This window comes from Thermaerobacter composti, assembly GCF_033582035.1.
Lineage (GTDB): Bacteria > Bacillota > Sulfobacillia > Thermaerobacterales > Thermaerobacteraceae > Thermaerobacter > Thermaerobacter composti.
In genome coordinates this window covers 648,452-661,063 of sequence record NZ_CP132508.1, presented here as the reverse complement: position 1 = coordinate 661,063, position 12,612 = coordinate 648,452, and the positions used below count along the sequence as shown (strand labels likewise).

Annotated in this window: 11 protein-coding genes; 3 read left to right on the top strand and 8 right to left on the bottom strand. The window is 72.5% G+C overall.

The window, feature by feature from the left end; all coding sequences use genetic code 11:
- Positions 1 to 689: 689 nt before the first annotated feature.
- Entirely contained in the window at positions 690 to 1,928 is a 1,239-nt protein-coding gene (gene fmdA, locus Q5761_RS02665) for a formamidase (RefSeq protein WP_318751095.1), read from the bottom strand.
- A 364-nt stretch (positions 1,929 to 2,292) separates the two neighbouring features.
- On the opposite strand from fmdA, the gene Q5761_RS02660 reads away from it, so the two are divergent.
- Together Q5761_RS02660 and Q5761_RS02655 are read left to right on the top strand one after the other, a co-directional pair.
- Entirely contained in the window at positions 2,293 to 4,062 is a 1,770-nt protein-coding gene (locus Q5761_RS02660; RefSeq protein WP_318751094.1) for an ABC-ATPase domain-containing protein, read from the top strand.
- Between the two features lie 48 nt (positions 4,063 to 4,110).
- On the top strand, positions 4,111 to 4,572 hold the full coding sequence (locus tag Q5761_RS02655; protein WP_243123840.1) for an Hsp20/alpha crystallin family protein: 462 nt from the start codon (positions 4,111 to 4,113) through the stop codon (positions 4,570 to 4,572).
- 216 nt (positions 4,573 to 4,788) lie between these two features.
- Here the strand turns inward: Q5761_RS02655 and Q5761_RS02650 are convergent, their stop codons facing one another.
- The 6 genes from Q5761_RS02650 to Q5761_RS02625 all read right to left on the bottom strand — a co-directional run bounded on the left by Q5761_RS02650 (position 4,789) and on the right by Q5761_RS02625 (position 11,347).
- Entirely contained in the window at positions 4,789 to 5,349 is a 561-nt protein-coding gene (locus Q5761_RS02650; protein WP_135225011.1) for a copper chaperone PCu(A)C, read from the bottom strand.
- A gap of 83 nt (positions 5,350 to 5,432) precedes the next feature.
- Complete coding sequence (locus Q5761_RS02645; protein WP_167758862.1) at positions 5,433 to 6,116, bottom strand: SCO family protein; 684 nt, start codon at positions 6,114 to 6,116, stop codon at positions 5,433 to 5,435.
- Between the two features lie 366 nt (positions 6,117 to 6,482).
- Complete coding sequence (locus Q5761_RS02640; RefSeq protein ID WP_135225009.1) at positions 6,483 to 7,865, bottom strand: MFS transporter; 1,383 nt, start codon at positions 7,863 to 7,865, stop codon at positions 6,483 to 6,485.
- A 102-nt stretch (positions 7,866 to 7,967) separates the two neighbouring features.
- Positions 7,968 to 9,080 (bottom strand): metal ABC transporter solute-binding protein, Zn/Mn family, encoded by a 1,113-nt coding sequence (locus Q5761_RS02635; RefSeq protein WP_318751093.1) that lies wholly within the window; start codon positions 9,078 to 9,080, stop codon positions 7,968 to 7,970.
- Between the two features lie 211 nt (positions 9,081 to 9,291).
- Positions 9,292 to 10,119 (bottom strand): metal ABC transporter permease, encoded by an 828-nt coding sequence (locus Q5761_RS02630; protein ID WP_318751092.1) that lies wholly within the window; start codon positions 10,117 to 10,119, stop codon positions 9,292 to 9,294.
- Positions 10,120 to 10,432: 313 nt separating this feature from the next.
- A complete protein-coding gene (locus Q5761_RS02625; RefSeq protein WP_318751091.1) occupies positions 10,433 to 11,347 on the bottom strand; it encodes a metal ABC transporter ATP-binding protein in 915 nt (304 codons plus the stop codon).
- 331 nt (positions 11,348 to 11,678) lie between these two features.
- Here Q5761_RS02625 and Q5761_RS02620 point away from each other — a divergent pair, with 331 nt between their 5' ends.
- Complete coding sequence (locus Q5761_RS02620) at positions 11,679 to 12,110, top strand: Fur family transcriptional regulator (RefSeq protein ID WP_318751090.1); 432 nt, start codon at positions 11,679 to 11,681, stop codon at positions 12,108 to 12,110.
- Positions 12,111 to 12,224: 114 nt separating this feature from the next.
- Here Q5761_RS02620 and Q5761_RS02615 read toward each other — a convergent pair whose 3' ends face one another.
- Entirely contained in the window at positions 12,225 to 12,458 is a 234-nt protein-coding gene (locus Q5761_RS02615) for a hypothetical protein (RefSeq protein ID WP_318751089.1), read from the bottom strand.
- Positions 12,459 to 12,612 lie beyond the last annotated feature (154 nt).

The window sequence follows — 12,612 nt, the reverse complement described above, 5'->3', positions numbered from 1 at the left end:
CCGGACCCCCTCTCTTCCTACCACCACTCTAGCCCCTCCGCTCCTCCTTGGGCAACATTTCGCACGTATCGCGCATTTCTTCTATGCCTATGCTGGCCAAGGGTGCCGCGCGCCATACAGGAGCGCCAGCACATCTCCGGCCTGGCCACACCCGGTTCCGGCGGACAACCGACCCGTAAAAACCAAAGCCCCGGGCCGGAATTCCGACCCGGGGAGCGGGCGTGTGGGGTGGATGACGTCGGTGTCCCGCAGCCACGTGGCCACGGGCGACCTCCTCACCGCGCCCTCTGGCCGGCCGCCACCCCCGCCAGCACCGAGCCTTCGACCGGCTCAAGGCCGTGCTCTTCCACCCAGCGGCAGGCTCGCTGGTTGCGAACGGCCGTCCGCGCCTCCGTCTTCTCGCCACCCGGTACCGCCAGTACGTTTTCCCCAGCGCCTTGAGGCTCCGCGGCCGCGGGAGCGGGTTCAGCACGATCTCCCCCTCGCCGTTGACGGATACCAGCACGTCGTCCCCGTCCGCACCGCCCACCCGCTCCTGATCCAACCAGGACGGATCCCGGCCGGTCGGGGAGCTCCAGCGGTGCGTTCACGGAGCAACAGGCTCCAACGCCCCCGGTCCTCAAATCACAAGGGCGCGGGGGTTGGCCCGCCTCCGCGCCCTTTGCCGGTGATCGATCCACCTCGCCGCCTCACCTGGCCCGGGCCAGCCGGCCACCCTGGACCCGCGCAACGGGCCCCCGGGTCCCGGGTCGGATGTCGAACTCAAAGATCTCCGTGGGCAGCCACAACGTGCAGCAGGCGTTAGGAATGTCCACGATCGCGCTGATACGCCCCTCTACGGGTGCTGCCCCCAAGATGGTGTACGCCTCCTCCCCGGTATAACCGAATCCTTTGAGGTACTCGACCGCTTCGAGACACGCCCGTCGGTAGGCCACATGGGGGTCCAGGTAATACTGTTCCCCCTCTTCATCGACCGAATATCCTTCAAATACCAGATAGCGTGAAAACCGCGGCTCGATCGGGCTTGGCTCGAACATCGGATGCCGGATCCCGTACTCGTTCATTCCGTCCTTGATTAGATCGACGTGTAACTCAATCCACCCGGCCATCTCAATGGCACCGCAGAACGTGATCTCGCCATCACCCTGGGTGAAGTGGAGATCACCGACCGTCAGCTTTGCCCCAGGTACGTAAACGGGAAGATAGGCGCGAGCGCCGCGGGTGAGGTTTTTGATGTCGCGGTTTCCCCCATTCTCGCGTGGGGGTATCGTCCGTGCCGCTTCTCGGGCAATCCGCTCGTATTCCGGGGTTCCGGGACGCAACGAACCGAGAATGGCGTTACGCGGCTCTGGCGGTAACGCAAGGGGCGGCACGCGGTTCGGATCCCGTGCAATGAGTTTACGCTCGCGTTCGTTCCAACGCTGCAATAACTCGTGAGACGGTGCCGTGCCTAAAATGCCCGGATGAGGAATCGCAGGAATCTTCACGCCGGGCACGTGTCGGGATGTCGCGTAAACACCGTGAAAGTCCCAGATCGCTTTATGCGCCTCAGGGAAGTGGTCCGTCAGGAAGCCGCCGCCATTGGACCTCGCGAAGATTCCCGTATAGCCCCATTTCATCTTGGGGTGCGGACCCAGGTCAAGGATGTCGACCACCAGGATATCTCCTGGTTCCGCTCCACGGACAGCAATGGGGCCTGTTAGGTGGTGGTTGTGAGTCAGGTCCATGTCCCGGATGTCGGAGGCATCATCATCGTTACGGACCTGTCCCCCGGTCCAGTCCAAGCATTCTACGACGAACGTGTCTCCAGGACGCACCTCAACGACAGCCGGGATGTCCGGGTGCCAACGATTCTGTAAGACCTCCCGCTGTTCCTCCACAGGTCGCGTGGGATCGACTTCGATCAGCGGCCGCCCCAAGATGAACACACCCCCTTTGCATCACTTGGTACTGGGATGTTTCCAGCGTACCCGCCAGATGGGGCGTCCTCAAACGTATCCAGGGATCCTGTGGCGAGTTGCGAGCAACTGGGACAGCGTTTCCTGTGCCGCAGTGGGTTTTTCGGACTATTCTGCGGCACCGTTGACAGAATGCGTACTGACAGGACAGCATACGCTATATTTCCTTGCTTGGCCTTCCCATGCCATGGCCTGGGCCAGCCTGCTGGCGCACCGCGTAGCCCCGCCCCGCGGGGCACGGTAACATGCAAAGCGGGTGCGCATGTCCCCCGCCGACGGCACCGAGGTCCCGGGCTGCGCACCCGGACCGCGAGTTCCCGGAGGTCGAACCAGCGTGCGCGCGACGGTGACCCGCACCCGTGACGACCTGCGGCAGATCCTCGGCCGCATCGACGGCCGCGGCTACCCGGCCTACAAGGACATCGCGGGCAGCTACGACTTCGGCTCGTTCGTCCTGGCCATCGACCACGTCCAGGGGGACCCCTTCGCCGCCCCCTCGCGGCTTCGCATCATCATGGCGCCGGCGCGGATGCAGCTGCCGGACTGGGCCGCCGCCACGCCCCTTCGCCGCACCGCCACCGCGGACTGGCTGCTGCGCCGCTTCCACCGCGCGGCAGGGGCCGCCGCCGCGCGGCGCGGCAGCGGCAAGAGCGGTCTGATCACCGTCGACCGCCCCGGCCAGGAGATCCTCCCGCGGACGGCCTGCGTGGTCCACCCCCATCGGGTGGAGGTGCGCTTCTTCGCGGGTCTGCCCGCCGCGGGCCGTCGCATCCTGGGCCGGCAGGCCATCGAGATGCTGTGCCAGGATGTCCCGAGGCTGGTGGAGACGGCCCTGGTCCTCAAGCCAGGCGACCACCGCGACCTGGAGCGACACGTCGCCGTGGCCGAGGACCAGGCCGCCTTGCGCGAGGCGCTGGCCGAGCACGGCCTGGTGGCCTTCGTGGGCGACGGGGCGATCCTCCCCCGGGAGAGCGGGGTCAGCGACCGGCCCTTGCGCGGGCCGCGGGTGATCCCCTTCACGGCGCCGGACTCCCTGGCCGTCGAGCTGGACACCCCCCACCGGGGCAAGGTGCGGGGCCTGGGCATCCCGCGGGGCGTCACGCTGATCGTGGGCGGGGGCTATCACGGCAAGTCGACCCTGCTGCGGGCCCTGGCCCGCGGCGTCTACGACCACATCCCCGGCGACGGCCGGGAACTGGTGGTGACGGACCCCACGGCGGTGAAGATCCGGGCCGAGGACGGCCGCCGCATCGAGCAGGTGGACATCAGCCCGTTCATCCGCAACCTGCCCTTCGACGCCGACACCCGCCGCTTCTCCACCGACGAGGCCTCGGGCAGCACCAGCCAGGCGGCCAACATCATGGAGGCCCTGGAGCTGGGGGCGCGGGTGCTCCTGATCGACGAGGACACCAGCGCCACCAACTTCATGATCCGGGATCGGCGCATGCAGGCCCTGGTCAGCAAGGACCGCGAGCCCATCACGCCCTTCATCGACCGGGTGCGGGCGCTCTTCCGCGACCGGGGCGTCTCCAGCATCCTGGTGGTGGGCGGGGCGGGCGACTACCTGGACGTGGCCGACACCGTGATCCGGATGGACGCCTACCGCGCCCAGGACGCCACGGCCGAGGCCCGGGAGGTGGCCGCCCGCTTCCCCACGGGGCGCATCGCCGAAGACCCCGGCCCCTTCCCGCCCGTACCCCAGCGGGTGCCGCTTCCGGCCAGCCTGGATCCGCGCCGCGGCGCCAAGGTCAAGATCCGCGCCCACGGCACCGACGAGATCACCTTCGGCGTCGAGGAGATCGATCTGAGCGCCGTCGAGCAGCTGGTGGACCCCTCCCAGACCCGGGCGGTGGGCGCCATGATCCGGTACATGACAGGCCGCTACCTGGACGGCCGGCGCACCCTGCGGGAGGCTCTGGAGGCCCTGTACGCCGAGCTGGACGAACACGGCCTGGACCGCGTCTCCCCCTTCCCCACCCCGGCGGGCGACCTGGCCCTGCCGCGGCTGTTCGAGGTGGGAGCGGCCATCAACCGCCTGCGTTCCCTGCGGGTGGAGGTGCGCGGGCCGGCGGTTGGCGAGGACTCCCGCGGACATACTTCCTAGCGGGAACGGCCCGCCTGCACCGATGGACAGGAGGTGGTCCGCGTGGGGATGCGCACCGACCTGGACCGCTGGTCGTGGCCCGCGCCTGCCGGCCGCGGCCTGGGCAGCTGGCGTGAGATGTTCTGGCGCCCGTGGGACTTCTGGCGCGCTTTGGATGGCGAGGCGGACTGGGCCTTCGGCCAGCGCCCGTCCGTCGACGTCACCGACGCCGGGGACAAGGTGGTCGTTGAAGCGGAGATGCCCGGGGTCGAGCCGGAGGACATCCAGCTGGACGTCTACGAAGACCGGGTGGTGATCCGCTCCGAGACCCGGCGCGAGACCCGCAACGAGGGCGACGGGTACTACCTGATGGAGCGGCGCTTCGGCCGGTTCCACCGGGTGGTGCCGCTGCCGGAGCGGGTCAACCCCGAGGGGGCGCAGGCCCGCTGCCGGAACGGCGTGCTGCGGGTCGAGATCCCCAAGGTGCAGGATCAGGGGCGCGGGCGGCGCGTGCCGGTGACCGGGACGTAGGGGGAGCGCGCGAACCTCCGACGCGGGCAAGAGCCCCGGCCTGGCCGGAGGATTCGGGAACGGGCCGGCGCGACCGGCCAAGTCCAGGGGATGCGGCCGGGGCTTCCCCTAAGCCGGGGCTCCCCGGCCGCGGCGGTCCATGCCCCAGGGCGGGACGGCGCCTTGGCTACCGGCCCGGCCCAGGGCGGGGTAGCCTGCCGGCCACCGGCCGGCGCGTCAGTGCCCTCCCGAATGCTCCCCTCCACCTCCACCGGTGCTCGTGCCGGCCGTGTCCCGGACCTCCGCGGTCACCGGCACCTCCAGGCCGCCCTCGAAGACCAGGGTCAGGTCGACCCGGTCCCCGGGGTGCAGCGTTTGCTTCAGGTCCATGAGCATCACGTGGTACCCGCCGGGGGCGAAGGTGACGCGGCCGCCGGCCGGGATCTCCACGGCAGCGACGGGCTGCATGCGCACCGTGTTCCCTTCCTGCATGCTCTCGTGAACCTCCGCCTCGCCCGCGACGCCGGTGCGCACGCCGGTGAGGCGGACCGCGGATTGGCCCTGGTTCGTCACGGTGAAATAAGCCGCCGACATGTCACCCTCAGCGGCCGCCCGTACCCAGGCATCGGTGATCGTCACCCCGGGCCCGCCGGCCTGCTCGGCACCGCCACCGGGCGCAGGTTGCCGGGTCGACCCGGCCTGGCCGCCGCAGCCTGCCAGGGCGCCGAGGACGATGGCCACGGCGCCGGCGAGCACCAGAAAGCGAAAGCGCATGACGTTCCGCCACGATCGCACCATTACGGCCCTCCTCTCAGGTCAAGGCGACCCGTGGCCGAGCAGTCGCCGGGCCGGGATCGACCGTAACAGACTATAGGCCGGGTTCAATTCCCCTGCGCCAGCAGCAACCGGATGTCCGCCTCGATGTCCTCGGCGGTGAAGCCCAGGGGATAGAGGAGGCGCTGGCGCCCTTCCTGGTCGATCAGGTACACCTGGGCCGGGTGGGCTACCGCGTACTTCATGGAGCTCTCAGGCAGCTCGATGCGCTCGGGCTTCACGCCGTAAGCATCCCACACGGGCCGCAGTTGCTCCCGCGTCCCCGTCAGGCCGACGATGTGCCGGCCGAACTGGGGCAGGTGCTCCCGCAGCCGCTCGGGCGTATCCCGCTCGGGGTCCACGGTGACGAACACCATACGGACGCTGTCAGCATCGTCCTGCAAGCGGTCCGCCAGCTCCCGCCATACGGCCAGAGTGGCCGGACAGACGTCGGGACAGTAGGTGTAGCCGAAGAAGAGCAGCACGATCTTGCCGCGCTGGTCGGCCAGGCGGAAGGTCGAACCATCGGCCGCGGGCAGGGCGAAATCGGGCGCCGGCTGCGGATCCAGTAGGGTCATGCCGCGAAAGCCGCCCTCGCCCTTGCTGTCGCCCGAGCCGGCCGCCGGCTCGGGGGCCGGCGTCGCGGGGCCATTGGGGCGCGGATCCCAGCCGGCTCCCGTTTGCAGCACCACCAGGGCCACGACGGCGACCACCGCCAGGCCAGCGAGTGCAAGCCACCATCGCCTGCGCATCGCATCGCCCCCTCGCCACCGGTAGCTGGGCGCACGGGTGCTCCCCATGGGGCACCCGGGTCACCACGGGTATCGCCACCGGGGGATCTGCCGCCGACTCCAGTGTAAGCCCGGTCGCTCACGGAGCGCATCCGGTTCTGGCCCGATGGAACGAGTTGCCATAGACTACGTCGTGGTCCATCATCCTTGTGTGGCGCACGCGGTGGGAGGAGTGACGCAGTGGCCGGCAGCACCGGCCACGGTGAGGCGTTGCGGTTCATGGGCGAGGATCGTGCCAGTCCGGGGCATAGCATGACGCCCGCATCCGGCGCGGGCACGCCGCTCCCCGGTGCCTCCACCGGAACCGGACGGTCCGGCGCCCCTCCCTCACGTCTCGGCCGGCCGCGCCCGGCCCGCGGCCTGCGCCCCCCGCTGCCGCCGGTCCCGCTCGGGCACCGGCACCAGGAGGGTCAGCAAGAGTCCGATGACCGGCAGCAGCACCATGGCGGACAGGGTCGCCTCCAGGCCCCAGCGGTCCGCCAGGGCCCCCAGGGCGGCGGCCCCGATGCCGCCCAGGCCGATGGAGAAGCCGGTGTTGAGCCCCGAGGCCACGGCCACATGGCCCGGCATGAAGTCCTGGCTCATCACCAGGGTGATGCTGAAGGTGGCCACCAGGGCGAACCCGGTGGCCGCCAGCAGCGGCAGGGTCGCCCAGGCCGGTCCGTGCACCAGCGCCCAGTGCAAGGGGATCAGCGCCGCCATCGACGCGATCAGCACCGTCCGCGTCCCGATCCGGTCGGCCAGCGGCCCTCCCACCAGGGTCCCCACGGCCCCCGCGGCCAGGAAGACGAAGAGCAGCACGCCCGTGGAGACCCCGTCGGCACCCGCCTTCTCCAAATAGAGGAACGGCATCAGGCTGAGGACGCCGAACTGCAACCACGACCGGACGCCCACCACCCCGATGAGGAGCGCCTCGGCGAACCAGTTGGGCGCAGCCGCCTGCCCCGCACTCGCCGCGGACGCAGACCCCGCCCCGCTCCCCGTCCCGGTGGCGGGCCGGTCCCGGCGCGCCGCGCCGGTCGCCGGCTGCGCGTCTCCGGACGACCGTTCGCCGCTCGCTGCGACTCGCCCCCTGCCCGACGGTCCCGGCGGCGCCGCGGTCCCCGAGGCGATGGCCGCCGGGTGGCGCACCGCGCCCGCGGCGGCCTCCCGTTCCCGCCGCGCCATGCCCGGCAACGCGGCCATGGCTGCGACGGCCAGCAACGCCGCGGGCAAGACCAGCCAGGCGAGGCCCTCCGGTCCCCAGGCGCGCACCAGGGCGACGGCGACCACCGGTCCCAGGGCGAACCCCAGGTTGCCCCCGACGGAGAAGATGGACATGGCCGTGGCCCGCTGTCCCCCCGCGACGCCGCGGGCCGCCCGGGCCCCCTCGGGGTGGAAGAGGGCGACGCCGATCCCGCACAGGACCGCCGCCAGCAGCACGCCCTCATAGCTCCGCGCGAACCCCACCAGCGCCAGCCCCGCCGCCGCCAGCAGGGGCCCGAACGCCACCAGCCAGCCCTGGGGCCGCTTGTCGCTCCAGTACCCGAAGAGCGGCTGGATCAGCGACGAGGTGATGTTCAGCACCAGCAGCACCACGCCCAGCTGGGCGTAGGTCAGGCCGTAGTCCTCCTTGAGCTGGGGCAGCAAGGCGGGCATGCCGCCCTGGTTGAGGTCGGTGACCAGGTGGGCGATGCTGAGCAGCACCAGATAGCCGAGGGCGCCTCGCACGACGACGGTCGCCTCCTCCGCCCGGCGGATGGCAGGTCGGCTGGGGAAGGATGCAGGATACTTCGCGACCCGAAGGATGTTCCCTCCCGCCGACGCCAGGCCCTAGCCGCCACAGCCCAACGCGAGCCGCAGCCGGTCCAGGTTCTGCTCCAGCAAGGACAGGTAGTCCCGCCCCGCCTGGCGATCGGCCGCGGTCAGCGTCTCGAGGGGATGGACCTCGAGCAGCCGCGCCCCGGTCTCCCGGGCCAGCGTCGCGGCCGCCCCGGCGGCGCCGGGTTCGACCACGATGTAGGGCAGGCCCCGTTCCCGGACGAACGCGGCCACCGCCGCCAGTTGCCGCGGGCCCGGCTCCCGCTCTTCCGCGAAGCCCTCGATCGGGATCTGGACGAGCCCGTAGCGGTGGGCCGGATAGGTCAGGAAGGCATGGCTGACCACCAGCTCCCGCCGCGGGCAGCGGGCCAGCTGCCGGTATTCGGCAGCCAGCTCCTCCAGCCGGCGGGCGAGCGCCTCACCGCGCCGCAGGTAGACGGCGCGTCCCGGGGGATCGGCCCGCCCCAGGGCGTCGGCGATGGTGCGCACCTGGCGGGCGGCCAACGCGGGATCCAGCCACACATGGGGATCCGGTGGGGTGTCGGCGGCGCTCCCCTCGGCGTGCCCGTGGTCCCCGTGCCCGTGACCGTCCCGGTCGGCCGGGGCGCCGGCGGATCCGCCCCCCGCTCCCAGGACCCGCGTGGCGGTGCCTGCGGGGACCAAGGGCAGGCCGGCTGCCGCCTCGACGTCGATCCGCCCCGAGCGGCCCGCGGCCTTCAGCAGCCGCGGGACCCACGGCTCCAGCCCCGCGCCGTTGTAGATGAAGACCCGCGCCTCCGCCACGGCCCGCACGTCGGCCGGGCGCGGCTCCCAGTGGTGGGCGTCGGCGCCGGGCGGGATCAGGGCGGTCACCGCCACCCGGTCGCCGCCGATGGACCGCGCCATGTACTCCAGGGGGTAGAAGGTCACCACCACCGGCAGGCGCGCCCGTTCCTCCGACGAACCCGCACGCCCCGGGGCGGCCGGGCCGTCACCCCCGCCCCGGGGCCCGCAACCGGCGGCCAGCGCGGCCAGCGCCATGATGAGGGCGACCAGCAGCCCGCCGACCCACCGCCCCCATCCCCGCCGCCCCCGTCGGCGGCGGGATTCGCCCCGCGCAACCCCATCCGGCATCGGCAGCGGCATGCCGTCCCCTCCCTCTTGCCTTTCCTGAGCCCACCGCGGGCATCGGGGCCGCGCCGTCCCGTGTGCTCAGCGGGCGCCGCGCCCGGGCTGCCGCCTGGGCCGGCCGCGGCTCTCGGGCCGGGCGCTCGCCCGGACCCCTGCCGGCGTTGGACCCGGCTCCTCGCCTGCGTCCACCGCGGGTGCCGCGCCCGGGCTGCCGCGGCTCCTCCCCTCAGGCCGGCCCCAGATCGGGCCAGAGCCGGCGCGCCGCCAGGGCGCCCAAAAGCAGCACCACAGCCGCCAGCACCACCGTGGCGCCCGGGGGCAGGTTCAGCCAGTACGCCACCACCAGCCCCGCCCCCACCGCCAGCTGGCCGAACAGGACGGACAGGCCCAGGGCGGCCCGGAAGCTGCGGGCGACCTGCAGGCTGGCCGCCACGGGCAGCACCATGAGCGACGAGACCAGCAGCACCCCCACGACCCGCATGCTGGCCGCCACGGCGGCGGCCGCCATCATCGTGAAGAGGCCGTTGAGGGCCCCCACCGGCAGGCCGGTGACGCGAGCCAGCTCCTCGTCCAGGGTGAGGGCCAGCAGGTCGCGGTAGAGCACCGCGACCACCCCCAGCACCGCCAGCGTCAAGCCGGCGATCAGGGTCACGTCCGCCGGGCTGACGGTGAGCACGCTGCCGAAGAGGTACGCGAAGAGGTCGATCCCGCCCGTCCCCCCCAGGCTGAAGAACACGGCCGCCAGGGCGACGGACGCCGCCAGCGTGATGGCCACCGCCAGCTCGCCATGCCGGCGGTAGCGGGCCCGCAGCGCCTCCATGGCCGCACCCGCCGCCACGGCCAGTCCGAGGGCCGTACCGGTGGGGTACACCCCGAGCCAGAGCCCCCCGGCCAGTCCGGCCAGGGCGACGTGGGCCAGCGCGTCCCCCATGAGGGACAGGCGTCGCAGCACCAGGAAGGTCCCCACCACCGGCGCCAGCAGCGCCACCAGCGTGCCGGCCATCAGGGCGCGGACCATGAAGTCGTACTGGAACAGCTCCGTCACGCCGGCCATCGCCCGTCCTCCCTCCGCCGACGCCCGCCCGCGCTCCGCCGCTGGCCCTCCTCCCGCCGGCCCGGGCAGGAATCGGTCGTCCGACGCCCCCACCGGCACGACGGCAGGAGTGCCCCGCCGCCCGCAGGGCTGCCGGCAGCCGAGGACGCCCTCCGCCATCGGGGCCGCGGGGCGCATGCCGGCGCCGCGCCGCCCACCGGCTGCCGGCGACAGAGGGAGTCACCGACCGCCACCTCGGCTCGCCACCGGTCCAGACAGCGGACGCCGCCGCGCTGCCGCCGGTCACCCATTCCCCCTCGGGCGGGTCGAGCCATCAGTGCCGGTGACGCACGGTGGTCACCGGGAACCCGTAGAGCTCGGCCATGGTCCCCGGCGCCAACCGCTCGGGGGGCCCGTGGAAGAACAGGCGCCGGTTCAGGCACGCCAGGGTGGTCACCTCGGCGCTGACGACGCCGACGTCGTGGGAGACCATGATCACCGTCAGACCGTCGCGTTCCCGCAGCTCCCGCAGCAACCGGTAGAAGCGGTCCTGTGTGGCGGCATCGACGCCCTCCAGCGGTTCGTCCAGCACCAGGAGCTCCGGCCGGCCGACCAGCGCCCGGGCCAGGAAGACCCGTTGCTGCTGGCCGCCCGAGAGGCGGCCGATGGGACGCCCCGCCAGGTGCTCCATGCCGACCAGGGCCAGGGCCTCCCGCGGCGACCGCGGTCGCGCCGCGGCGGACGCGCGGCCGATGGCCACGAGCCCCGTGGCCACCACCTCCTCCACCGTGGCGGGAAACCCACCGGCCAGGGCAGCCGGTCGCTGGGGGACGTAGCCCACGCGCCACCACTGGCGAAAGGCTCGCACGTCCTGGCCGAAGAGGCGCACCCGGCCGCGGGTGGGCTCGAGGAGACCGAGGAGGACGCGGAGGAGCGTGGTCTTGCCCGAGCCGTTGGGACCCACCAGCCCGAGGAACTCGCCGCGCCGCACCGTCAGGGAGACGCCGTCCAGCACCGGGTCGGCACCGTGGGCGAAGGCGACGTCCTCGAGCTCGACCACGAGGGGGCCGGTCGAACCGGGGCGGGTGGCCCCCCCTGGCTCGCCCGCCGGGGCGCGTCGACCCCCGCCGCCGGCTTGCCGATCGGCGCCCCGGTCGCCCGCAGGCGCGCCCGCACCGCGGACCGGTTCGTCCGGCGCGGGTCCAGGCTCGCCGCGGTCGCGTCGGGCATGACCCAGGATGGACGCCATGGCTCGGACCTCCGCCTCCGACTCGCGATGTGGAATCGGAATATTCCGACCTAGTAATAGCGGCCAACACCCCGGCCTGTCAAGGGAGCAGGCCACCCCGCGGGCGCCGGTGGGCACCAGGTCCGCGGCCGACGGACCCGATGGCTCGCCCTGGCCTGGGCGCAATCTTTGACACCGGAGGCCGTCACCGCTAGATTGGAGGTGTCGAGGGGACGACGAAACGGGGACGACCGGCAGCGATCCATTTCAGAATATTCCGATTTCCAACCCGGGTCCAGCGGGACGCCGACTCCCGCCCCACCGGGTCGGCGGCTGTGGAGGTCGGGGCACGGTGAACTTCCAGCGGGCGGTTCAGCGGTTGAAGGAACGGGGGCTGAAGGTCACCCCGCAGCGGCTGGAGATCCTCCGGGCGGTGATGCGGGCGGGTCGGCCCGTCACCGCCCGGGAGGTGACCGACGCGGTGCGGGCCCGTCATCCCAGGGTCAGCCTGGACACGGTCTACCGCAACCTGACCCTCCTCACGCGCTGCGGGCTGATCAGCCCCGTCAACCTGCAAGGCCGGGACGGGACCCGCTTCGAGTACCAGGGGGATGACCGCCACCACCACCACTTCGTCTGCGTCGCCTGCGGGCAGTCCTTCTGCGTCGAGTGGTGCCCGACGGCCACCCTGCACGCCGTCCCGACCCAGGACCCCGGGTTCCGCGTCGTGGGGCACGCCTTCGAGGTCTACGGCTACTGCAGCCGCTGCCAGCCGGCCGGCTGAGGGGCGAAGGGGGCCGGCCTCGCGACGCTGGCGCCGGCGGCAAGCCGCGGGCATCGGCGGCGGTGGGGCGGGCGAGTCGCCATCAGGCGGGCGACTCGCCATCGGGCGGCCGGGTCACGGGCCGGGCCGAAGCCGCTCGACCACCTCTTCGGCGAGCCGGCGCAGCCGGTGGGCCCGCGCACCGTGGAGCCCCTCCAGGTGCCGTTCCAGGTCCCGAGCCAGGTCGACCATCTCGTGAAGCTGCGCCTGGACCGCGTCCCAGGCCGCCGCACCGGCCTGCCCACCCAGGGACTCGTCCTCGCCGGCACCCCGGGGCGCCTCGTGGGCTTTGCCGCGTTCGTCCGCCATCGTCGACCCTCCTCCTCGGCGGCCACGACCGACGGCCTCCTCGCCAGCCGCAGCCGGGTCGCCGTCCGGGAAGCACGCGTCGGGGCACCCGCACCGGAGCGGCCATCCCCTTGCCAGCGCGCCCGGACGCCACCGAGGTCAGGATGCGCCGGCC